Source organism: Chloroflexota bacterium (assembly GCA_016219275.1).
GTDB lineage: Bacteria > Chloroflexota > Anaerolineae > UBA4142 > UBA4142 > JACRBM01.
Window position 1 is genome coordinate 17,046 of record JACRBM010000085.1, and the last position, 25,205, is coordinate 42,250.

The following is a 25,205-nucleotide window of genomic DNA, read 5'->3' on the forward strand; positions in this document are numbered from 1 at the left end:
CAAATTAGAAATTGGAGGTTGGAAATTGGAAGTTGGAAATTGGAACGTGTGTGGGGTGTCCAACTTCTAATCTCCAATTTCTAATTTCCAACCCTTAATCTCCCTGAAACAGATAACCGAACCCGCGTTCAGTCAGAATATGTTCCGGTTTGCGCGGGTCGTCCTCGACTTTGCGGCGCAGATACCAGATGTACCGTTTGACGTAACCGGTATCCTCCCCGTATTCATAACCCCACACCTTGTTCAAAAGTTGCTCGTGCGACAAAACTCGTCCGGCATTTTCGGCAAGCGTGACGAGCAGGCGATACTCGGTGGGCGTCAGCTCGATGACCGAGCCATCTTTGACCACGCGGCGCGCGTCGGTGTCAATCACGAGATTGCCGCTCGAATAGCGTTTCGCTTTATGTTCGGTCGGCGTCATCCGCGCGCGATTCAACACGGCTTGCACGCGCGCGACCATCTCGGCGAAACTGAACGGCTTGGTGACGTAATCGTCCACGCCGACGGAAAACCCTTTGAGTTTGTCGCTCTCTTCATCCTTCGCGGTGAGCATAATGACCGGCACTTTGCTGACTTGGCGAATGCGTGTCGCGGTTTCCCACCCATCCATCCGCGGCATCATCACGTCGAGCAAAATCAGATCGGGTTGTTTGGCGTACAATTCTTGCAACGCGTCAATGCCGTTGAATGCGGTGATGATTTCAAAGTCCGCTTTCGACAACGCTTCGCGCATCAAGCGCACAAGCGTCCGGTCGTCATCCACAATTAACACGCGTCCTTTACTCATTTCCGTCCTCCGGTGGTTTGTCTACTCGTGGCATCCACATCCACGCGCCCAGCCAGCGGAAGTGAAAACCGAAAATTCGATCCCTCACCGAGTGTACTCTCGACCCAGATTTCTCCGCCTTGCGCTTCGACCAGACTGCGACAGATAAATAAACCCAAACCGTGCCCGTATTTTTCCATCGAGTCGCGTCGGTCGACGCGATGAAATTTTTCAAAAATTTTACCGACCTGATCTTCGGGTATACCGATGCCGCGATCCGCGACGGAAACCACGATCAATTCACCGTTCGATTCCGCGCCCAGTTCGACGGGCATTCCTTCCGAGGAGTACTTGATCGCGTTATCAATCAAATTGTGCAAGACTTCTTCGGTGCGGTCGCGGTCCGCCCAAACGGAGGGCAGGTTGCGCGCGCGCGGGCGCACGAGTGGGTTCGACGCGCCGCGCGTTTCCCACGCGTTGCACACGCGCTCGATGAGCGCGAGGATGTCGAATGCTTGCGGCTGGAGCACCAGCTGACCGGCTTCGATGCGACTCACATTGAGAATGCCTTGCACGAGCCGCGTCAGTCGCATACTTTGCTCGCGGACGATCTGCAACATCTCGCGATGCCCGCGGTCGTAGCACGGCAGGTCGCCTTCGAGCAATAGTTCGAGCGAGCCGTTGATGTTCGTCAGCGGCGCGCGCAATTCGTGCGATACCATCGAAACGAAATCGGACTTGAGCTGATCGAGTTCCTTGAGTTTTTCGTTCGCCTCTTCGAGTTCACTATTACGCCGACGCAATTCGTCGGTCGCTTTAGCAAGTTGCGACGTGCGTTCCGCCACTTTGGTTTCGAGTTCGAGGTTGAGCTGTTGAATCGCCTGTTCGGACTGGACGCGCGCGGTAATATCGCGCATGATCGCGGAATAGCCGGCAATGTCGCCGCGTTCGTCGTAGAGCGCGGTGCGCGTCAGCTCGACCATGACGCGATGTCCGTCTTTGGTAACGCGTTCGGTTTGGTAATTCCGCACAAAACCGTTTGCCTGGATTTGTTGATGGAGCCAGGCGATCTCGCCACGCGCGGCGACATCTTTCGGCAATAGGATCGCAAAATGTTTGCCCGTGGCTTCTTCGGACGTGTAGCCGAACATCATCTCCGCGCCGCGATTCCAGGTTTTGATGATGCCGTCGTTGTCGAGCGTGATGATCGCGTCGGCGGAATTGGAACAGACTGCCGCGAGCAAGCGTTCTTGTTCGCGCGCGGCTTGCATGGCGCGCTGGCGTTCTTCTTCCACGGATTCTTTCTCGACCAGAACGCGTTCGCGTTCATCCACCTGATCCGAAATCCAGCGTAGCGTGAACCAGATGACGACCGGTCCCAAAACGCCAAATGCGATAATGTCCATGAAGAGGTCGAGCGCGGCGGAGACATTGCGAATGAGGGAAAAATTAACTAGTTGGTAGGCGACAACGGCGGCAAACGTGGCGAGCGGCAACCAACGACGCAGCTGCGCTAAGAGGGTGCGCAAATCGCGCGAGGCAAATCGTGCCCACGTCATCGTGAATATCCCCGTTGCCGGGACGAGGCGCTCAACTCATAGAGCGCAGAATGTCCAGCCCAGTACGCGTTCATCATAGCAAGGTGGGCAAAGTATAGCACAGTTTGAGTGTACCGCCAAGTAGAATACATCGGGCGCGTGACGCGTCCATCCTCACCGACTCGCTTCCCCAAATCTCATCCTCCCATTGGGGAGACGTTGCAAATCTTTGGCGACGAGGTTCTCATCTTCAACTACCAAGATTCTAGTATCCAACCCATTCTACTCCTGCCCGATAAAACCCAGGCGCGAATCCTACCCAAAAACAAATCGCATCAATCTTTAGTCGGCGTGGAATTTTCGTCCACGACTGAACTGGGTGGTCGCGCAACGACCACGCGATCGCGTCCTTCGTGTTTGGCGCGATACAACGCCGCGTCGGCAGATTGAATGATCTCCGCGGCGGTTGCGCCATGTTCCGGAAAGATTGCGACCCCCAGCGAGACCGTTACCCCCGACAGAACCTCGCCCAAATGTTGGACGCTCAATTCGCGGATGCCGGCGCGAAGCTCCTCTGCCCGACGAACAGTCACCGCCAGGTTGGTTTCCGGCATAATCACCACAAATTCTTCGCCGCCATAGCGACAGGCGATATCTTCGACACGCGCGTGTTGGCGCAGAAACACGCCGACTTGATGCAGGATGCGGTCCCCCATCGCATGTCCATGCGCGTCATTGAAATTTTTGAAATGATCCAGATCGAGCATGATCGTGCCCACTCCCGCGTTGCGTCGCGCCGCGCGGCGCAATTCACGTTCGAGCGTTTCTTCCATGTAACGCCGATTGAACAACCCGGTCAGAAGATCGTGAATCGCCTGGTTCCGCAAACTTTCGCGTAGATTGAGATTCGCCAACGCCAAGCCGATGTGTTCGCCCATCGCGATGGCAAGACTTTTGCGCTCTGCTAGGGCAAGGGCGGAGTCGGTTTCAGTTTGATGATGTGTATGGGATTCAAAACTTAGATGTAACACGCCGATCGCTTCGCCTTGCGCCGCCATCGGCACGCACATATAGTTGACTGGCGTAGTCGTTTTGAGATGATGGCACAACGGGCACAGCGGGTCAATGCTCAAATCATTCACGACATGCGCCTGCCCGCGACGCAACGCCCAACAATCGCTTGGCGAGAACACTTGCGGCGACGATACGCCCCACACCGCGACCGATTCGACATAGTTGCGCGACGCGCTGATGATGTTGATCGCGCCCGAGACCTGGGGAAACAATTTTTGCGCAAAGCGGGCGATGACCTCGTATGCTTCCGGCTCGGCGCGACAACTTTGGAGCAAGTCACCCAATTCATTGAGGAGCGTGATTTCATGATTGCGTTGTTCCAACTTGGCGACCCACACTTTGAGTCTGTCCGATGCCTGCTCCAACTCTTTTTCCATCAGTTTGCGCTCGACCACGACGGCTTGCAGCGCTTCGTTCGCTTTGGCGAGCGCGGCGGTGCGTTCTTGGACGCGCAGTTCCAACGCGTCGCGCGCGTGACGCAGTTGCTCATCCGCGGCTTTGCGGTCGGTGATATCCATCACCATCGCCAGCGTGCCGGTGTGATTGCCGCCGCCGTCCGTGATGGGACTCGCCGCGACGAGCGCCCACAAATAGTTCACACCGTCTTTGCGGCGAAGCTTGACCTCGCGCTGTTCGGCTCCGTCCGCCTCGTTCGGCGCTGCCGGCGCGATGAGACCGGCGTGACCGTCTGCGTCCGTCAAGTCGCGCGATGGCGCGCCCAGCATCTCCTCAACCGAATAGCCCAGCATCTCCGCCATTTTACGGTTGACAAAAGACGTATTGCCGGCGGCATCCACGATCCAAATTCCCTCCTGCGCGGTCTCGACAATGCGGCGATACTTTTCTTCGCTCTCTTTCAGTTGCAATTCGATGTGCCGGCGATACAACCCGGCTTGGATCACCGCGTGCAGTTCGCGTTCCTTGAATGGCTTGAGGATATAGCCGAGCGGCTGGAGATCGCGCGCGCGTTGCACGTAATCTTCATCGCCATACGCGGTGAGAAAAATCACCGGCGTGCCAAAGCGCGCAAAGATTTCAGCGGCGGCTTGAATGCCATCCATCTCCCCTTTCAACACAATGTCCATCAAGATCAAGTCGGGATGCAACTCGGCGGCGCGTTGGATGGCGTCTTCACCGGTGGCGACGATGGCGGGGACCGCATAGCCCAAACGTTGCAAACGTGTTTGCAGATCCTTGGCGACGATGTTTTCGTCTTCGACGACGAGAATTCGTATCGGTTGCATATTCACCTTCGATTAGAAAAAAACAACTACCTGGGTTTGTATTTGACCTCGCGGAACGTGATCTGATATTCCGTTCCGCCTTCGCCGCGCAGTTCGATGACGCCGCCCAATTGCTCGACCAACGTCAGCACCAGTTGCAATCCCAGCGAGGGCGATTGCCGATAATCCAAGCCGGCGGGCAAGCCCACTCCGTTATCGCCGATGACGAGCGTATACGCGCCGTCCGGTTTGACTTGCAGCGACAAATAGATTCGCCGATCCAATTGATCGGAATTCCGAAACGCGTACTTGAGCGAATTGGACATGATCTCGTTGACGATCAAACCCAATGGGATGGCGGTATCAATCCCAAAATAAATTTCGGGCAGGTCTTTCTCCAACCGCACGCCGGCGGCGGGATAGTACATGCTGTAGAGACTGGTGCTGAGATCGTCCAGGTAATCCCGAAAATCAATCCGCGAGAGATCGAAAGAGCGGTACAGTTTTTCGTGAATGAGCGCGATCGAATCAATGCGGCTTTGGCTGTTTTGCACGATATTCACAAACTCCGGATTGGACACACTCCCCGCTTGCAAGTTGAGCATACTGGAAATCACCTGCAAGTTGTTCTTGACGCGGTGATGCACTTCTTTGAGCAACGCTTCTTTTTCGCGGAGCGATTGTTCGACGGTGGCTTCGGCGAGTTTACGCGCGGTAATGTCTTGCGCGACGCCGACGTAAAGCAACTCGTGGTTTGATTGAGGGCGCGCTGGAAAGCCGCGTTCCCAAATCCACCGGAGCGTCCCGTCGGGTCGCACGATGCGATACTCGTGGTCGAAGGGCTGGCTGGTTAGTCGAACAGTCAAATTCGCCGTCACGCGCTCGCGGTCCTCTGGATAAATCGCTTCGATGAACGAACCGGGATTCTCGTACAGACTTGCCAGGGTGCGCCCCCACACGTGTTTGTACGCCGGGCTGACGTAAAAGATCTGTTTACCTTGAAGGTCGGACATCCAAAACACTTCGTCAATCGTTTCCGCGATCAACCCGAACTTTTCCTCGCTCTCGCGCAACGTGCGATTCGCGGCTTGCAGTTCGGCGGTGCGCTCGGCGACGCGCAGTTCCAATATGCGGTTGATCTCTTCAAGCGTTTTCTGTGCCTCTCTAATTTTAGAAATGTCCATCGTATTCACGAGCGCTTGCAACGGTCTGCCGCGCTCATCGTGAATGGGTTGAATACTGGTGCGGTGCCAATGTTCCTCGCCTTGCACAATCGTCGGCGACTCGATGACGATGCCCTTGTCGCTCGCGAGCACTCCTTGAACCGCTTGCACTTGGAGCGCCGCGACCGACTCTGGAAACAAATCGAACATATTTTTGCCGACGATGCTGGGCGGATCGAATCCCAATTGCCGCGCGCCCAGTTCGTTCACGTACAAAAATTGCCCTTGCATATCTACAACGGCAACTACGCTGTCCATACTTTCCACTAGACTGCGATATTTTTCGTTGGATTCTCGCAACGCCAGTTCCGCGCGTTTGCGCTCGGTAATGTCGCGCGCTAAACTTCCCAGCCAATAACCTTGGTGAGTCTCAATGGGAAAGTAGACCGATTCGACAGTGCGCTGTTCCCCCGTAATGCTCTGGACTTGGATTTCGAACGTTTGATGGAACCATGGCGCTTGACCCGCGACCAGAATGCGTTCGATCATTTCCTTAAACCGGCGATACGCGTCATCTGTTCTCCGTTCCGGCAACATGACCTGATGTTGAATATCCCAGATCGGCTTGCCCACGACTTGTTCGCGTTCCAGCCCATAGATGCGTTCTTGACTTTGGTTCCATTCGACCACGATGCCGTGATCATCCACGAGAACAACGCCATCCGACGATTGTTCGACCAGACTGTGAAACTTGCGTTCGGCGGCGAGCCGCGCTTCGTCCGCCAATTTGCGTTCGGTGATGTCACGCCCGACCGACTGATATTCCACGACGTTGCCATGTTGATCGGCGATCAAGTGATTGGTCCACTGTTGCCAGCGGATTTCGCCGCTCGGAAAAATCACCCGATGTTCAATCGTGATAACCGGGTGAGTGACGCTGAGGAGCGAAAACTGTTGCTGAACATTGTCGCGGTCTTCTTCCGGAATCAGCGGCATAAAACTGTGTCCGACAAGTTCCGCGCGCGTTTTGCCAAAGTAGCGGCAATACGCGCCGTTCACAAAGGTCAGCGTGCCGTTGGGTAACCACCGGCACAGTAACTCGGTCTGGTCTTCGACGATCGCGCGATATTTTTCCTCGCTCATCCGCAGGGCTTGTTCCGCGTATTGGCGCTCGGTTAGATCGGTGATGACGGCGATTGCGCCGCTCACATTGCCGGCTTGCCAGCGCGGCGCGCCGGTAATCAGGACCGGCACCAGAGTGCCATTCGCGTGCTTGAGCCAAGTTTCGTAACTTGACGTCTTGCCTTGCTGCCGGTACGCGCGCTGCTGCGCGAGAATGGCTTGATCGGGCGGCTCTGCCAAATCCATCGGCTGCTTTCCGATCAAGTCTTGCGGTTCACGCCCCACCATGTGGGCGTACGCCGCGTTGATGTACTCGAACCGACCATCCGCGCCGGTGACCGTTAAACCTTGCCCCATCGTATTCATCACCTGCAAGGCAAAGTCGCGTTGCGTTTGGATTTCCTGTTCCATCTGTTTGCGCTCGGTGATGTCGCGGATGATCCCGATGAGCATGTTCGGTTTACCCTCCGCCTCTTTGAGCGCGACGATGGACACTCCGCCAATTCCCGACGTTCCATCGGCGCGCGCGAAGGCGACTTCGCCAGACCATCTGCCGAAATTTTTCAACGCATCGCCGACCACCGCCGCGAACGGCGCATCGGCGATCTGCGCACTGGTCAGTCTGGTCGCCGACCGACCCAGGACGTCGGTTTTTGAAAAACCAAAGATGTGCTCGGCGCTGGGATTCAAATCCAAAATGCGCCCTTGCGCGTCCATCATCAAGACGCCATCGTGCATGTTTTCAAAAACGAGCGCGTGCCGCCGCAAGGTTTCTTCGATGCGTTTGCGTTCGGTGATATCGCGCATGATCACCTGGGTGGCGGGCTTGCCGGCGTGTTTGATGGGAATGCCGGTCGTTTCGACATAGATGAATTCGCCGTCGAGTCGTCGCAAGGGCATCTCTATCAAGGGCGATTGTTGACCCTGCTCTTGAATCAACCGCACCCGCTCGCGCACGATGGGCTGAAACGGTTCCGGCACAACATCCATGATCGGCATCCCCACGATCTGGCGCTCGCTCGTCGCGCCGAAAAGTTGCGCGCCTGCCGGGTTGATGTAGACGAATTTGCCTTCGCAGTGAACTGCGATGAGATCGGGTGCGCGCTCGACCAATTGGCGATACCGTTGTTCACTCTCCTCAAACGCGACGGCGGTTTGCTGATGCGCCGCCAACTCGCGTTGCAACCGCTCGCCGGTCCGCACTAGTTCGGCAACCTGCGCCTGTTCCGCCACGATCAAACGCGCTTTTTCCAAAGCGATCGCAACCTGGTTTGCCAACGTCCACAGCGCGGGAACATCCTCTTCGCGTAAACTGCGGCTCCACACCATCATCGTTCCGATCACTCGCTCGTCGCTGACCAGTGGGAGATAAACCAGCAAAGTATTTTTGCTCGCGCCAAACAATTGATCTAGTTTTTCCATCGCCCATGGCGGAATTTCACCGCCCAGCAAAGAACTCGCCACTCGCGCTGTGTCATACGTGATAAAGGGGCGCTGGGTCCTGAGGATTTCAGTATTGGGCCAGCAATCCAGCGGCACGCGCAAACCACGTAATTTTTGCCCCAGGACTTGTTCTGCCTGATCAATCAAAGCGGGATCGAGCGAGAGATAGTGTTCGACAAAAACGCCGGCTGCCTGATCCAGTCGGTTGATGCTGAACCGCAGGTCCAACTGAGCGAGCTCGCGTCCGACCATTTCCAGCATTTGCGCGGGATCGTGTGGCGCGGCAATGCGCGCGGCGACCTGGCTCAACGCGGTGATGAACGCGTTGGAACGTGCGACCGCCTGCGCCTGCCGATCAATCTCTTTCAAGCGGCGGTCGCGCGTCCACGCAGTAATTAGGATCACCAGCCCTGCCGCCGTCGTCTCATACAATTCCTCGAACACGGCGTACCATGACCAGGATGGGGAAACGATGGGTAACGCCAGTGCGCCGGCAAGTGAGATAAAAAACACGGCGCCGATTCCGCGCCATGAGAACAAGAGACTAGAGACCAGGACATTCACGAACAACGTCGCAAAAGCGAGCGCATGCTGGGGAAAGACTAGCGCAGAGATAAAAGACCACGTAAAGCCAGTTCCGACCGCGAGCATCGGAGCAAGTCTATAGTAGCGCGTGCGATTCAAGATATACGCCATCACGAGCGCGATCAGAACGATTCCATCAATCAGGGGAGTCTCGGTCCCGACAAGCGCCTGGGGGGAAAATAATCCGAATCGAGAAAAGTCGCCAACGATAAGCAGGAACGCCAAGGTCGCGCTCAACAACAGCACGATGGAAAGCAAGCGCATCCGCCAGCGTTGCTCTAGGTCACGGATAACCGGCGCGGGTTCGATCAGCCAGCGCCCCGCGCGCGCGACGAAACGGAAACGCGTGGACAGACGATCAAGCGAAAACTTGGACATCGCGACCTCTCCCCTAACAACAAGCGCCTATGACCAACCGTGTGTACGATTAGTGACAGGCGCTTTGTCAAGCCCGACGATGTGATTCTGCGAATGGATGTCCTAATCTGTGAACACAGTTCGCACTTGCAGTAAAAACGAAACACCATCAACCTGGGTCTAGGAGCAGACGCTCCTAGTGTAACACGTTCCGCTAAAAAAAACAAAGTGCCTGGATCAATTCGCTCGCTTCACGCATTCCCCAATCTTTGGTATAATGCGAACAGAGGTTTCAATGACAGATCGCGTTGTTTCTCCCAAACCAACCGAAGATGACGGCAAGTTCGAACTGTCGCTCCGCCCCAAACGCATTGACGAGTACATCGGGCAGGACAAGGTCAAGCAGAATCTAAAAATCCTGGTCGCGGCAGCCAAGGCGCGCGAGGAAGCGATTGATCACGTTTTGCTGTACGGTCCGCCCGGGCTTGGCAAAACCACGCTTGCCAACATCATCGCGAACGAGATGCAAGTTTCGATCAAGACCACCTCGGGTCCCGCGATCGAGCGTCCCGGCGATCTCGCCGCGATTCTAACGAACTTGCGCGCGGGCGATGTGTTGTTTATTGACGAAGTACATCGCCTCGGTCGCCCGGTCGAAGAAGTGCTGTACTCGGCGATGGAAGATTTTTCGCTCGACATCATCATCGGCAAAGGACCGAGCGCGCGCAGCATTCGATTGAAGATGCCGCGCTTTACGCTCATCGGTGCGACGACGCGCTATGCGATGATGTCCGCGCCGCTGCGCGACCGGTTCGGCGCGGTGTATCGCCTCGATTTCTACGACCTGAACGCGATGGAAACGATTGTGCATCGTTCCGCCGGCATTCTCGGCGTCGCGATTGACACGGGCGGCGTCACCGAAATCGCGCGGCGCGCGCGCGGCACGCCCCGCGTTGCGAATCGTCTGCTCAAGCGCGTGCGCGATTTCGCCCAGGTGCGCGCGGACGGCAACATCACCCAGTCCGTTGCGAACGACGCGTTGAAAATGCTCGAAGTGGATGAAAAAGGGCTTGATGACATTGACCGCAAGGTGTTGTTAGCTATCATTGAGAAATTCAAGGGTGGACCGGTTGGGTTGGAGACTATTGCAGCAGCCATCAGCGAAGATGCTGATACGATCATGGATGTGTACGAACCGTACTTGATTCAACTCGGCTTTATTGATCGCACCACGCGAGGTCGCGTCGCAATGGAAGCGGCGTATGAACATTTGGGAAAACAAAATGAGTATCCCAAGACACAACAATTGCGCATGAACATTGACCATGAACGGAGTTAATAGGAGGACTGTGTGGCTATTCTCTACCTTCAGGACAAAGCTACACCCGAACAAGTAGCAGAAATGCTTACAACCCTGAAAACCTAAATCAAATTGGAGGTGGATATCGAACATCATGTTGTTGCTGGCGGTGGTGTACTCCATGCCGACGCAGAGAAGATCCTACTTGAAGATGGCAGTCGCCAGGAAAACATCTGGGGAGCTGATTGGGATCCGTTCGCCCAAGAAGTTAGATTGGAGGCAATGATCAACATTCGCCCGCGTCAAAATAATCGCAAGATGATGATTCAAGATCCGGAAATTCGGCAACCGGTTGAAGCCATTGTCCGTTGGGTATTTGAGGGAGCAAGATGATCGGTTCACACATCCATGAACGTTACATGCAAGACGAGTTGCCGACCCGTCTTGGCGGATTAGCCGCGGATTTGGCTAGAATCGTTTCGTTTTCGAGAAATCCCAAATCTGCTCCAGTAGTTTCAAGTCTATTTGAAGAAAGTCGCTTCTTCGTTGAATGGAGTGTGCCGGATTTGATTGCAAACGACGCACGCGTTGAAGATGCTGAAAAATTGGTGAACATCCAGCGTGGACTTACTGGTTCTGGATTTGGCACGACGCACAGAACGACCCTGTCTCGCGCGCACAACTCGCCGAGCAAGCCCAGCAATGGTCGGATGAGGTACTCGAAATGTCCGGCTTGCTAAACACTGAATCCTAAACCTTTCCCCACTGTTCACTGCCTACTGACTTTTGCCTTCATCCCCACTCGCGGTATAATGCCCGCGCAATGAAAGATCGCCTTCCCATTTTGCTCATCACCCTGCTCGCGTTCGCGCTCCGCGCGTATCGCCTCGACACGCAGGCGCTGTGGTGGGACGAATCGCTCACTGTGTACCGCGCCACGCGCGACCTCGCGACGATTCTCGCGAACACCATCGTCATCCAGTCTGTCGTCACGACCGACCTGATGCCGCCGCTGTACTTTGTGATTCAACATTTCCTTGTCCGCGCGTTCGGCATCAGCGAATTTGCGCTCCGTTTTCTTTCGCTCGCCGCGAACGTTGCGACTGTGCCGCTGATTTACGCGCTTGGTAAACGATGGTTCGATTTGCGCGTCGCACGCATCGCCGCGTTCCTTGCCGCGCTGTCGCCGTTCTACGTGTGGTACGCGCAGGAAGCGCGCCCGTACGCACTCGTGCTCTTCTTCAGTACGCTCGCCATTTACGCGCTCGCTCGCGCGCTTGAATTACGAATGACGAATTACGAATTACGATTAACGCACCCCGCATCACCCTGGCTCATTCTTTACATCCTCGCCACCATCGCATCGCTCTACACGCATTACTATGCCGGGTTTCTTTTGCCGTTTCATGTCGCGCTCATCACGCTCACCATTTGGCGCGATGAAAAACGCCGCGCGTGGATTTTGCTCCCGGCGATTCCCAGCACCTCGATCATTTTTCTTTTGCCGATCGTTCTGCGCGGCGCGGCAAACAACGTAAACAGCGGACCGACGATTGTCGCGCTCGACATCATCCTGCGCGATTTGCTCAACTCGTTCAGCGTCGGCATCACGATGGACGCGGCGCAAGCGGCGTGGATTGACGGGGCGATACTGGCATTGCTTGTAATCGGAATCGTGTTTGCAAATTCAAAATTACGAATTGCGAATTGCGAATTGCGAATTTCGCTTCTGGCGTATCTCGCGCTCCCCATCCTCACGCTTCTCATCGCGCAACTCGCGCGCCCGCTGTACCAAAACTCGCGCTATTTCATCGCGATCAGCCCGGCGTTTTACCTCGGCGTCGCGGCAGGTATCGCGGCGATTTCATCGCGCTGGAAAATTCTTGCCATACCCGCATTCGCAATTTTTTTGCTCGGCGCGATTCCGTCGCTCAACAATCTCTATTTCGATCCGCGCTGGGGCAAGGACGATCATCGCGCGTGGGCGCAAGATTTGCGCGAGCGCGTCTACAGCGACGATGTGCTCATTCTCAACTCGCCGCACACCGAAGAATTGTTTCATTACTATGCGGATGATATTGTCCCGATCATCACGTTACCGATTCTGCGCGCGGACAACGTACCTTCGCCCGCTGCCGACCGCGCGGCAGTGCGCGATGCGTTGACGCAACACGCGCGCGTGTGGTATCTTGAGATGCACGCGCCCTTCGACGATCCGGACAGTCGCATCGAAAAATTGTTGCAACAGGAGGGCGTCTTGCTCGACCAAGCGCACGCGCGCGGCACGAGCACGAAAATCACGCTCGCGCTTTACACGCGCGAGTTTCCCACCGCGAATTCGCGCGACATCCCGCACGCGCTCGATCTCGCGTTCGATGGGCATTTGCGCTTGCGCGGATTCGATGCACCCAGCGCGATCAAACCTGGGTCGCGCATCGCGGTAAAACTGTTCTGGCAGATTGATGAACCGGTCGGGGAAGATTACGCGATTTCGTTGCGTCTCGCCGATGCCAGCGGCGCGCTGGTCGCGCAGTGGGACGCGATCCCGCTTGGCAATCGCGCCGGCAGTTCGACGTGGCAAACCAAACAGATCGTCGTTGACGCGCGCGAAATCGCGATGACGACGCAACCTGGGATTTATCGCTGGCAGGTCGTGCCGTACCACGCCGCGACCGGCAACCCACTCGGCGATGTGGTCGCGCTCGGCGAAACACAGATTACACCATGAATCATACGGACATGTTGATGCGCCCGGAGGAATACCGGGTGATGTTTGAAATCGAAGACGGGTACTGGTGGTATCGCGGTCTGCGCGCGCTCTTGCGCGATTTGCTCGCGCGGTACGCGCCGCCGCGCGACGCGCGCATCCTCGACGCGGGCTGCGGCACCGGCGCGAATTTGCAAATGCTCCAGGAGTACGGATGCGCGATCGGGATTGACATTTCGGAACAGGCGCTCCAGTTTTGTCACGCCCGCGGCATTCCACGCGACCGCGCGTTCATCGCGTCCGTCACCGATTTGCCGTTTCCCGCGCAGTTCTTCGATCTCGCCGTCTCCTTCGACGTAATTTGCAACATCATGGACGACGTGGGCACATTCACCGAGATCGGGCGCGTGCTCAAGCCGGGCGCGCGCTTGATCGTCCAACTGCCGGCGTATCAATGGCTGTGGAGCGCGCACGATGTCGCGGTGGGACATCAACGGCGTTATACCGCGCGGATGACGCGCGCAAAATTGGAGCGCGCCGGTTTCCGCGTCGAACGCGTCTTGCACGTCAACACGTTGCTCTTGCCCGTGGTGATGATCGAACGCTTGATTCGTCGGCGTGCGCTGACCAATGGCAACGCGGTGCAATCGGATTTGCAGATGAATTTGCCGGGCGTCGTCAACGCGTCGCTCGCCGCGTTGTATCGCGCCGAAGCGCGCCTCGCCGCGCGCGTGGATTTGCCGTTCGGATTATCTATCATCGCGATTGCGCGCAGAGCAACCGACGACGGCAGACGACCGACTATCCTTGCATGAAAAAAACACTCTGGCTTGTCATTCTCATCACCCTGGTTGCGTTCATCCTCCGCGTGTATCGCCTCGATTTTGTTTCGCTCCGCGGCGATGAATCGTTCACGGTCATTTTCGTTCAGCGCACCTGGGAAGGTTTGTGGCGCGGCATTCGTTTCATCGAACCGAATCCGCCGCTGTACTATTTGCTGTTGCGCGCCTGGGTCGCGGTGGCTGGCGCAAGCGAATTCGCGACGCGTTATTTTTCCGTGTTCTTTGGCGTGCTGTGCGTGCCGTTGTTGTACCGGCTGGTGTGTGAGATGTTTACTTTATTTCCCTCGCGTCTGCTTTCAACGCAAAACGGAAATAATGGAAATTGGAGATCGGTTGCTCTATTTGCCGCTATGCTCATCGCGATTAATCCGTACCAAATTTGGCATTCCCAGGATGTTCGCAATTACACGCTGTGGCCCTCGCTGAGTCTCGCCGCGCTGATTTTTTTCTGGCGTTGGTGGAGATTGGAAATTGGAAGTTGGAAATTGGAGGTTGGAAATCGAACTTCACAAGCCAGATCACCTTATTTCTCAATTGTCATTTTGAATTTGTTATTTTATTTCTTGTTCACCGCCGCGAGTCTCTACACGCACTATTACGACACGTTCATCCTCATCGCCGAAAACGCGTTCGTGTTTCTGTTCGCGGTGCTCGCTCGACGATGGAAGACGGTTGCGCGCTGGGCAATCGCGCAGGTCGCACTGGTGCTCGTGTACGCGCCCTGGGTCTTGTTCGGCACGAATCGCGTCGCGACGTACGGCGAAGGCAGCGCGTACGGCGGCGTGCCGCTCTGGGAACAGTTCAGTCGCACGATTGCGACATTTGTCGTGAGCGACACGGTTCCCGACGCGCTCAAAACGATTGTGTGGTTGCCGCTCGCGCTCGCGCTCGTTGCGATTTTGATTTCCGTCGCGCGGCATGATCGCGCCCGCGCCGCGTTTCTATTCCTTTGGATCGCGATTCCCACGCTCGCGCTCTTTGCGATTTCCATCGGACGCCCGCTTTTTCTCGAACGTTACCTCAACGCGATTGCGCCGGCGTACTATCTCGTCTTTGCCATCGGACTCGCGCAAATCATCAAGTACCGATTACCAATTACCAAATTAGTTTACGCGGCAGGTGTTATCTTTTTCCTCGCCACCTCCGCCTTCGCGCTCGCCAACTATTACTGTGATCCCGCGTATGCCAAAGCGCCGGACTGGCGCGCGCTCGCGCAATTCATCGCGGCGCGCCAACAACCCGGCGATATCGTCATTCAGAATTTCACCGAAATGTCTGCGATTTATTATCAGCGCGGCAGTGCGCCGGTGATGACGCTCCCCAAGGATTTTCAGCCGACGCCCGACGACGCGAAAACCTTGCGGCGCGTGATGACCGAGTATCGGCGCATCTGGTTCATCCCCGCGCAGCCGGACTGGTGGGATCCGGATCACGTCATCGAGAACTTGATATCGCGCTATGCCGACCGCGAACTCGAAACGCGCATCTCGGTTTTTCGTCCGCAGTTATATTTGACACTGCGCGAGTTTGAGCCGAAAATCATCCCGATCAACGCGCGCCTCGGCAACGCGACGCTCGTCGGTTATCGCATCGAGGGTGCACGCAATTTGCATGTCGTACTGTATTGGCGCGTCGCGCAAAAAATCGCGACCGATCTCACCGTCTTTGCGCATCTCGCCGATGCGAACGAACGCGTCGTCGCGCAACAGGACAGCGCGCCGGTGCGCGGCACGTATCCGACAAGCGCGTGGCAACCCGGCGAGTTGATCGTGGACGCGTACGATCTGCAAGTGGACGCGATGGGAACATTCACGATCCTCGTCGGCATGTACGATTCCGCGACGCTCGCGCGCGTGCCCGTCTTCGATGCAAACAATGTTCGCCAACCGAATGATCGTGTCACGCTAACGCAAATCACGATTTCGCAATGAAACAATTCGCCATTCGCCATTCGCCATTCGCCAATCTCCTCGCGCTCGCGTTCCTCGCCGCGCTGGTCCTGCTTTTCTTTTGGCGCATCATCACGCCGCGCCTGGAAGACCGCGCCGCGTTTCCGCCCGGCGATTTCACCGATCAGTTCTGGATGTTTCGCGTGTACGCGGCGCGCGCGTTCGCGCAAGGACGCTTGCCGCTCTGGTCGGAGAATTTCAACAGCGGGCATCCCTTTCTCGCGGACGTGCAGAGCGCAGTGTTTTATCCGGTGAGTCTGGTCTGGACGCTGATCGTCGTCGCACTGCGCGGCGAACATTTCACGCTCCTCGATTTGGAACTGGAAGCGATTCTGCATTTCATTCTCGCCGGCGCGTTCACGTTTTTGTTCGCGCAACGACTGTTGAGCCATCGCATCGCCGCGCTCGTCAGCGCGCTCACGTTCATGTTCAGCGGCTATCTCACGTCATATCCGCCGCAACAACTCGCCATCCTCGAAACCGCGACCTGGCTACCGTTGACGCTTTATTTCTTAGAAACCGGTTTTAGCCACAGACTAACACAGATGCACACAGATAAAATAGAAAATCCGCGTTCATCCGCGCTCGTCCGCGTCCCATTCGATTTCATCGCCGCCGGCGTCACGCTCGGCATCGCCGCGCTCGCCGGTCATCCGCAAACATTTCTGTTCGTCGCGTACGCGTGTGTCATCTATTTTGTGTGGCGCGTCGTAATTCAGAATTCAAATTTCAAAATTCAAAATTCGGACTCGACAAACCTAATAACGAATTACCAATTACCAATTACGCATCATGTATTACACTTCGCGCTCACCCTCCTCATCGCCGCCGGCATCTCCGCCGCGCAATGGGTTCCGACGCTCGAGTACCAAATGATTTCGACGCGCGCGGCAATCGGCTGGGCGGAAGCATCGCGCGGTTTTCCGACGCTCGATCCCATCCAAATGATTTTGCCGGGATTCATCAGTGCATTTCAGTCGCCGCTTTACGTCGGTGTTCTACCCTTGTGGCTCGCGTTGTTCGCGCTCTTCGCGCGCGAGCGCGGCGAGCGCGCGAAAAACTATTGGGCATGGCTCGCGGTCGGTTCGCTCATCGTCGCGTTTGGATTTTACGCGTTCGGCTACGCGCTGTTCTATTTATTCGCGCCGGGATTCGCGCTCTTTCGCGGACAAGAACGCCTCGCGCTCGTCGTGAGTTTCGCGCTGGCGATGCTCGCGGGGTACGGAATGCGCGACCTAATGCAGGCGTCGCCCGATGTGAAACGCGCGCGCCGCGCGTGGGCACTCTTGCCCGCCGGCATCACGATCAGTCTGATGTTCGTGTTCACGCTCTACCTTTCCGGCACCGTGCGGCAATCCGGTCGCGTCGCGTTTCTCGGCGACCGCGCGGCGTTGATGGCGTTGCTGTTCACACTCGCGACCGCATTGATCGCGTGGCGCATTCGGTCAAGCGATAAATCGCACGCCTCAACCAGTTCAAGCCCGCTAAAGCAAGCTGGTCTGTTTGCCGCGCTCACGTTGGTTTTGCTTGTGTTTGATCTGTTCAGCATCAACAACACCGCGTACAACGCGAGCACCGCACCGCGCTTTCCGGTCACATCGCTAATCGAAACGATTCGCAACACGCCCGGCATCTTTCGCGTTGTGGACGAAGCGACGCAACCGGGTCACTTTGGCATCGCGCATCGCTTGGACGAAATCGGCGGCATCAGTCCGCTTCGCATCGCGGCGTACGATGTTCTGCGCGATAATTTGCCGGAAGAAAAAATCTATCCACTGCTCAATGTGCGTTTCCTGCTCACCGAACGACCTGGGTTTGCGAACACGCGAGCGATCGCGCTGGATGGAAAAACACATTTGCTCGAACTGGACAACGCGATGCCGCGCGCCTGGTTCGCGCCGTTCGCGATTCAAAACTCGAATGACGATCAAGTACTTGCCGCGATGTCGAGCGACGCGTTCGATCCGTGGTACGTGGCGTACATCGCCGATGCGTCGCCATTCCCACTCCCCTCTCCTGATAGGAGAGGGGCAGGGGGTGAGGTCGCGCACGCGGCGGATTTTCAGCGTATCACGCCGGAGCGCGTGCGCGTGATCGTGAACGCGCCGGCGGATGGCGTGCTCGTGTTGAGCGAAAACTATTACTATCCCGGCTGGCGCGCGTTCGTGGACGGCATCGAAATGAAAATCTTGCGCGCGAACATCGCGCTCAGCGCGGTGCCCGTGCGCGCCGGCGCGCAGCAAGTCGAGTTTGTGTTCGAGCCGTGGTCGGTGAGAATCGGTATCATTCTCACTGGCATCACGGTGTTTATCGTCGTGTTGAGTACGCTCAACGCGATGGTCAAACGTAAATAATGGCACGTCAACTCTTTTTTCCGTTCGTTCTTTTCCTCGCCCTCGTCGCGTGCGCGCGTCCTCTACCCACGCTCGTTCCCCAATTGGTTTCCAGTTCGTCGCTCGCCATCCTCGACACCGACGCGCAAGACGTGGCGTGGTCGCGCGACGGCAAAATACTCGCGTACGCGAAACGCGCGTCCGATGGGTACCTCGATATTTGGACGAGCCAGCCGGACGGACGCGACAAACGGTGCTTGACCTGCAATCGAAATTTTTCGCGACGAAATCGCGTCGGCATCGCGCCGCGCCCCCAGAATGATTTTATCGCGTTCGTCGCCGCGAACGACGACGTGCGCGACGCCGTGATCCCAGATCTGGCGCATCCCAGCACCGCGCTGAACTCGAATCTCTGGGCGATGCAAGCGGACGGCAGCCAGGTATGGAAGTTGACCGATTTGCCGACCGATTCACGCGCGCCACGCGCGATGGGTCATCCGCGATTCTCGCGCGACGGCAAGCAGCTCGCGTGGACCGAATCGCTGGGCAAAACCGATTCCTCGCGCCAACTGGCGTGGGGCGAGTGGACAATCACGATCGCGGATTTCGTCGTCGAGAACAACGCGCCGAAAATAAAAAACATTGTCCGCGCGCAACTGGGCGAGCAACACGCGTTTATCGCCGTGAACGATTGGTCGCGCGACGGACGCGCGATTTTATTGTCCGGCAATTTATCGCACGGTCAGTCGGTCAACGGACTCGATATTTTCGAGTACACGATTGCGACCGGCGAACTCGAACAGTTGACGGATTCGCGCGACGACTGGGATGCGGACGCGCATTACACACCCGACGAAAAAATGATTGCATGGATATCGAGCGCCGACTTGCGCGTCGCGATCTCCGATGTGCGCGCGTGGCAGAACGATCTGCGGACCGAACTCTGGACAATGGAACGCGATGGCTCGAACCAGCAACGCGTAACATTTTTCAATCAACCCGGCACGGCGGATTACGATTGGTTTCAGAACAATGTCGCCAAGGCAACACGCGTCACCGTCGCGAATAGCGCGTCCAGTCCTGATGGTAAAAAAATTGTGTTGACGCTCGCGTACCCAGACTCGTCACAAAAAATCCACACACTCCTCGTCGCGCTCGATTTGACTCAGCGCGAACAAAATCCGGCCGGCGCATCCGCGACGACAGTCCCGCGCGAGTATCAATCACTCGCCGCCGAACTGAACGCGCGGCTCGACGAATTCGCGGCGCGGCTCGACGCGCAACCCAGGATCGCCGCGACGCCGCTCGTCCTGGCAGCGGAACTGCTCCCGGCGCACTCGAGTCGCGGCGACGATTTATTGACCAACCGCACGTACCAGAATGCGCTTGCGTACCTGGACGCGTTGCAGACGCTCGGCGCGCGCGGCGTGCAAATTACGATTGGCTATCCGGTCCTCTCGGTCGAATTTGCGCGCACGCGCGAGTATGCCGCGTTCTACAAACGCCTCGCCCAGGAAATTCGGCGGCGCAAAATGACTCTGCTCGTCAACGCGAGTCTGCCGCGCGCGGATTATCGCCCGCCCTCGCTCGAAAAATACAAGCAAGTCAAACGCGAGCACATCGCGGCGATTGTGCGCGAGATTCAGCCCGATTATCTCACGCTCGCCAACGAACCGGCGACCGAAGCAAAAATCACCGGCTTGTCCATCCCATTGACGAGTTTTATCGAGCACATCAATTTTATTCTGGGCATCGTGGATCATCGCAACGTTTGGATCGGCGCAGGGACGGGCAACGGCGATGATCCGGCGTACATTCAGGCGCTTGCCAAAATTCCCAGCGTGGACTATATTGACATCCACATCAACGCGGCGAATCGCGATGGACTGACGCGTTTGCTCGAGTTCGCGGAGACGGCGCGCGCGAATAATAAACATATCGTCATCGGCGAGGCGTGGCTTGCCAAAACCGGCGCGCCTGACGCGTTCGCGTTCTGGCAAACGCTCGACGCGAAATTTATCAACGTGAGCGCACAATTCGCGCGGCAGAATCGCATCGAGTTTCTCGCGTTCGCACAGCCCAACTATTTTTTCGCGTATCTCGATTACGACACGACGCGTCCGAATCTCGCGCAACCAGACCTCGCGCAACTCACCGACCTCGCGGCAAGCCAACAAATGCGCGCGGGCAAAATTACCGCGACCGGACTCGCCTTTCAAAAACTCGCGACCAGTAAATAATTCGTAATTGGTAATTCGTAATTCGCCATTCGCCATTCGCAACATGCTGGGTCAAATTCAAGCCGAACAATTATCGAAACGCTTTCACAAAAACGACGCGGTGCGCGGCGTGAATCTCGACATCGCGCCCGGCGAAATCTACGGACTGATTGGTCCCGACGGCGCGGGCAAGACGACGACGATTCGGATGCTCGCCGGCGTGATGAAGCCGAGCGCGGGCGTGGCGCGCGTGAGCGGCTTGGACACGGCGCGTCAAGCCGAACGGTTGCGCGCACAAGTCGGCTACATGTCGCAACGCTTTTCGCTGTACGGCGATCTGTCGGTGCGCGAGAATATCGAATTCTACGCGGACATTTTCGGCGTGCGCGGTCCAGAACGCGCTGAGCGCATCGCGCGGCTCTTGCGTTTCGCGCGGCTCGAACAATTCCAGGAGCGCGACGCGGGCGTGCTCTCCGGCGGCATGAAGAAAAAACTGGGTCTCGCGTGCGCGCTGATTCATCGTCCCAGGGTCTTGTTCCTCGACGAGCCGACGAACGGCGTAGACCCGATCTCGCGCCGCGAGTTCTGGGACATTCTCAGCGACTTGCACATCGAAGGCGTCACGATTTTTATTAGCACCGCGTATCTTGACGAAGCCGAGCGTTGCGCGCGCGTCGGCTTGATGTACCGCGGCGAGATTATTCGCGAGGGTACGCCCGCGGCGTTGCGCCAACTCGTCCAGGGCGATTTGCTCGCAGTCGTGACGAGCGATCTGCAAATCGCGGAACCGCTCGCGCAAAAACTCGAAGGCGTGTTCGAAGTCCAGGTCTACGGCGACCGCTTGCATGTGTTCGTGGACGATGCGTCACGCCGCGCGCGCGAAATCGAAAACGCGTTGAACGCCGCCGGCGCGCACGTAACCCAGGTTCGTCCCACCGCGCCGCATTTGCAGGAAGCGTTTATTTCGCTGATCGCTCAGGAAGGCGGGAGGATGAGGGATGAAGGATGAAATTTCATTCTTCATCCCTCATCCCTCATCCTTTGGCGGATTGGATTTCGCGTTGTCAATTCAAAACGATGCTATCGTCGTAAACAACCTTACGCGCAAGTTCGGCAAATTCACCGCGGTGAACCAGATTTCGTTCACGGTCGCGCGCGGCGAGATTTTTGGTTTTCTCGGTCCGAACGGATCGGGCAAGACGACGACGATCAAAATGTTGCTGGGTCTCTTGCATCCGACGAGCGGTACCGCGTCCGTCCTGGGGTACGATATCGCGCGACACGCCGAAGCGATTCGCAGTCGTGTCGGGTACGTGTCGCAGAAATTTAGTTTGTACACCGATCTGAACGTGATCGAGAATCTGAATTTCTACGGACGCGCGTATCGCGTATGGGGCAAGGAATTGGAGGCGCGTCGTCAAAGCGCACTCGAGTTGTCCGGGCTGGCGGGCTGTGAACACAAAGTGACCGCGCACCTCGCCGGTGGTTTCAAGCAACGGCTCGCGCTCGCCGTCGCCATTTTGCACGAACCGCAACTCTTGTTTCTCGACGAACCGACCGCGGGCGTAGACCCGGTGAGTCGCCGCGATTTTTGGCGACTGCTCTATCGCCTCGCCGCGCAAGGCACGACGATTTTCGTGACGACACATTACATGGACGAAGCGGAACAATGCCATCGCCTTGCATTTATTCATGAAGGACGCCTCGTTGCGACCGGCACGCCGAGCGACATCAAAGCGAAACAGATGCGCGGGCACGTCATCGAAATTGATTGCGAACCATCGGGGCAGGCGCTCAACGTGCTACGCAAAATCGAAAACCTGGATGAGGTCGCGCTGTACGGCAGTCTCGTTCACATCGTCGCACACGATGTCGCGACGCAACAGCCGATCATCGAAAACGCGTTGCGCGACGCGCAGGTGACCATCAACAGTATCGGCGTGATTCCACCGTCGCTCGAAGATGTGTTTATTGCCAGAGCCAAGGGTTAGATTGGAAATGAAATTTGTGAATTTGATCTGGGCGACCGCCGACCGCCGACCGCTGACCGCAATTCAATCGGCGGTCTGCCGTCTGCCGTCTGCGGTCATGCTCTCGTTTTTGCTAATTGTGTTTACGGCTTGCCAAGCCGCACCCAGTATCGCGACCAATGGTACGGAAACTTTTACCGGTTTTTTGATTGGCGAAACAGTTGAAATTTCGTCTGAAGTTGGCGGGCGCATCGCGAATGTCGCGGCGAAAGAAGGCGAGATCGTCCAAGCCGGGCAAACGCTGTTGACGCTCGACGATGAAATCATCAAATTGCGAATCGAGATGGCGGATGCAAACGTCGCCGCCGCGCAAGCCCAGGTCGCGCTCCTCGAAGCCGGCACGCGCAACGAAGAGATTCGTCGCGCCGAGGCGCGCATCGCCCAAGCGCGCGCCGCGCTCGTCACCGCGACCCAGGCGCTCACCGACACCGAAGCGATTCGCGCGAATCCACAGGTGTTATTGATCGCGCGAGCGCAAGCCGAGCAACGCGCGCAAGCCGCGCAAGAACAACTCATCGCCGCGGCGCAGCAAGCGCAAGCCGCGGACTTGGAGCACGCGTTCTGGGAAGAGACGGTGCGCGGAATGTGGGCGGGCACGGACATGCGTTTGCCGAACGGCGCGGTATTGCATTTTGACACGCCGACGCAGAAACTCGATTTCGCGCAGCGCGAGTGGACGCGCGCCGGCAACGACGCGTGGCAAGCGTGGGGCGCGGTGACGCAAGCGCAAGCGAATCTCGACGGCGCGAACGCCGCACTCAAAGACGTGTCCGAGCAAATCACCAACTCGGTCGCACTCGATACGCGCGTGAACCAGGCGCGCGCCACACGTGATCGCGCGAACGCGGCGTTGCAAGCCGCGCAAGCGGCGCTTGATGTTTTGCGCGAGGGCGCGAGTCCGGCGCAAGTGCAAGTTGCGCGCGCTGCGCTCGACCAAGCGCGCGCCGCGCGGAGCGCGCTCGATCAAGACCTGGCGCGGCACACGATTGCCGCGCCGAAAGCCGGCACGGTGACGCGCGTGTTGTATCGCGCGGGTGAAGTTATCGCGGCGACCACGCCGGTTGCGCGGCTCACCGTCGCGGGCGATTTGAAATTGCGCGTGTTCGTGCCCATGTCCACACTCGCGCAAATCAAACTGAATCAAACAGCGAATATTGTCATGCCCGAAGCGAAAAATCAAACGACGACCGGCGCGGTGACGTTCATCGCCGACCGCGCGGAATTTTCCGGGCGACAATCGCAAACCGATAGCGAACGCAACGCGCAACTCGTCACCGTCGAGATGACCGTCAAGGATGCGAGCGGACAATTGAAAGCGGGGATGCCAGCGACGGTCGCGTTCAACGGCACACCCTCGAACGGGATTGCACTGCCATCGCTCATCGCGCGCGATGCGCCGCTCACCTTTTCCGGCACGCTCGAAAACAAACAGACGCGCATCGCGCCGGAGATCGTCGGCAAAGTGATGCGAGTGCGCGTACAGCGCGCCGACACGGCGAACGCCGGCGATACACTCGTCGAATTGGACAACACAACCGCGCGTGCGAGCGTCACCGAAGCCGAAGCGGTCGTGCGGACCGCGCAAGCGAATCTCGATCAGGTAAACGAAAAAGCGCGCCCCGGTGCGCTCGCGCTCGCCGATGCGGCGGTCGCACAAGCGCAAGCCGAACTCGCGTCCGCGCAAGCCGCGTCGGCGGACGCGGAGCGCGCGCTCAAGAACCCGCAAGAACTTTTGACGCAACTGCACACCGCCGAGAGTCGAGCAAGCGCGTCCCAGGGCGACATCACGCGCGCCGAAGCGACGCTCGCGTCGGTCAAAAGCCAGGTCGAAGTGATTCAACGCGATCAATCGTTCAGTGGCAAGACGCGCACCGCGATGGCGCTCAAGCAACAACTCGCCGCCGAAGCAAATTTACGCGCGGCGAAAATCAACGCGCAGGGCAACGCGCGCGTCGTCGAATTGTATCGCAGCGTGATCGCGAATCCGCTCGAACTGCGCGCGGCGCACAACGCGGCGCTCAATCAGGTCAAGCAAGCGCAAGCCGGTCTGGACACCGCGCAAGCCGAACGCGCGATCACGCAACGCGGCGCGCAGACAGAACAGGTCGCGCTCGCGGACGCGAAAGTACGTGCGGCGCAAGCCGGGTTGAAACTCGCGCAAGCGCAAGTCAAACGCACGATACTCACCACGCCGTTCGCCGGGACGATTGTCGGGCGCAGTGTCGAGGTCGGCGAAACCGTGCGACCTGGGTCGGCATTGCTACTCCTCGCGGACACGCGCGAATTAGAGCTGACGATTTATATACCGATTCAAACAATCACCGCGGTGAAAACTGGTCAAGCCGCGCGCGTGCAGACGCCGAGTTTGCCGGGTAAAACGTTCGCGGGACAAGTGGCGTTCATCGCGTCCGAAGGTGAATTCAAACCGGCGAACATTTACAACAGCCAGGAACGTTCCGAGATGGTGTTCGCCGTGCGTGTCGCCGTCGCGAATCCAAACGGCGAATTGAAAGCCGGGTTGCCGGCGGACGCGATGTTGGGAGGCAGGTAGTCT

At 57.5% G+C, this 25,205-nt stretch carries 14 protein-coding genes and 1 pseudogene; 11 read left to right on the top strand and 4 right to left on the bottom strand.

Going from position 1 to position 25,205, the window contains the following annotated elements; genetic code table 11:
* Positions 1 to 94: 94 nt before the first annotated feature.
* The 4 genes from HY868_22665 to HY868_22680 form a co-directional block, all read right to left on the bottom strand.
* Complete coding sequence (locus HY868_22665; protein ID MBI5304953.1) at positions 95 to 787, bottom strand: response regulator transcription factor; 693 nt, start codon at positions 785 to 787, stop codon at positions 95 to 97.
* A complete protein-coding gene (locus HY868_22670) occupies positions 784 to 2,325 on the bottom strand; it encodes a PAS domain-containing sensor histidine kinase (GenBank protein MBI5304954.1) in 1,542 nt (513 codons plus the stop codon). The genes HY868_22665 and HY868_22670 overlap by 4 nt, the downstream gene beginning before the upstream one ends.
* Before the next feature lie 314 nt (positions 2,326 to 2,639).
* Positions 2,640 to 4,622 (bottom strand): diguanylate cyclase, encoded by a 1,983-nt coding sequence (locus HY868_22675; protein MBI5304955.1) that lies wholly within the window; start codon positions 4,620 to 4,622, stop codon positions 2,640 to 2,642.
* Positions 4,623 to 4,648: 26 nt separating this feature from the next.
* Positions 4,649 to 9,292 carry a PAS domain S-box protein gene (locus HY868_22680; GenBank protein MBI5304956.1) on the bottom strand — a complete coding sequence of 1,548 codons (4,644 nt, stop codon included), beginning with the start codon at positions 9,290 to 9,292 and terminating at the stop codon, positions 4,649 to 4,651.
* 274 nt (positions 9,293 to 9,566) lie between these two features.
* On the opposite strand from HY868_22680, the gene ruvB reads away from it, so the two are divergent.
* From ruvB to HY868_22735, 11 genes and pseudogenes are all read left to right on the top strand, one after another.
* Entirely contained in the window at positions 9,567 to 10,610 is a 1,044-nt protein-coding gene (gene ruvB, locus HY868_22685) for a Holliday junction branch migration DNA helicase RuvB (protein MBI5304957.1), read from the top strand.
* A gap of 63 nt (positions 10,611 to 10,673) precedes the next feature.
* Positions 10,674 to 10,964 (top strand): annotated as a pseudogene (locus tag HY868_22690) (hypothetical protein).
* A complete protein-coding gene (locus HY868_22695; protein ID MBI5304958.1) occupies positions 10,961 to 11,311 on the top strand; it encodes a hypothetical protein in 351 nt (116 codons plus the stop codon). Before HY868_22690 ends, HY868_22695 begins: the two are co-directional and overlap by 4 nt.
* A gap of 83 nt (positions 11,312 to 11,394) precedes the next feature.
* The gene (locus HY868_22700; protein MBI5304959.1) at positions 11,395 to 13,299 is read left to right on the top strand and encodes a glycosyltransferase family 39 protein; all 1,905 of its coding nucleotides are present in this window, start codon (positions 11,395 to 11,397) and stop codon (positions 13,297 to 13,299) included.
* Positions 13,296 to 14,093, top strand: a complete 798-nt coding sequence (locus HY868_22705) for a methyltransferase domain-containing protein (GenBank protein MBI5304960.1) — start codon at positions 13,296 to 13,298, stop codon at positions 14,091 to 14,093. The genes HY868_22700 and HY868_22705 overlap by 4 nt, the downstream gene beginning before the upstream one ends.
* Complete coding sequence (locus HY868_22710) at positions 14,090 to 16,051, top strand: hypothetical protein (GenBank protein MBI5304961.1); 1,962 nt, start codon at positions 14,090 to 14,092, stop codon at positions 16,049 to 16,051. The genes HY868_22705 and HY868_22710 overlap by 4 nt, the downstream gene beginning before the upstream one ends.
* A complete protein-coding gene (locus HY868_22715; protein ID MBI5304962.1) occupies positions 16,048 to 18,423 on the top strand; it encodes a hypothetical protein in 2,376 nt (791 codons plus the stop codon). Before HY868_22710 ends, HY868_22715 begins: the two co-directional genes overlap by 4 nt.
* Positions 18,423 to 20,642: a PD40 domain-containing protein gene (locus tag HY868_22720; protein ID MBI5304963.1), complete on the top strand. Its 2,220-nt coding sequence runs from the start codon at positions 18,423 to 18,425 to the stop codon at positions 20,640 to 20,642. The genes HY868_22715 and HY868_22720 overlap by 1 nt, the downstream gene beginning before the upstream one ends.
* Positions 20,643 to 20,685: 43 nt before the next feature.
* Positions 20,686 to 21,630, top strand: coding sequence for an ABC transporter ATP-binding protein (locus HY868_22725; protein ID MBI5304964.1), 945 nt, complete (start codon positions 20,686 to 20,688; stop codon positions 21,628 to 21,630).
* The gene (locus HY868_22730; GenBank protein ID MBI5304965.1) at positions 21,620 to 22,612 is read left to right on the top strand and encodes an ABC transporter ATP-binding protein; all 993 of its coding nucleotides are present in this window, start codon (positions 21,620 to 21,622) and stop codon (positions 22,610 to 22,612) included. The genes HY868_22725 and HY868_22730 overlap by 11 nt, the downstream gene beginning before the upstream one ends.
* A gap of 7 nt (positions 22,613 to 22,619) precedes the next feature.
* Positions 22,620 to 25,202, top strand: coding sequence for an HlyD family efflux transporter periplasmic adaptor subunit (locus HY868_22735; protein ID MBI5304966.1), 2,583 nt, complete (start codon positions 22,620 to 22,622; stop codon positions 25,200 to 25,202).
* The last annotated feature ends 3 nt before the right edge of the window (positions 25,203 to 25,205 follow it).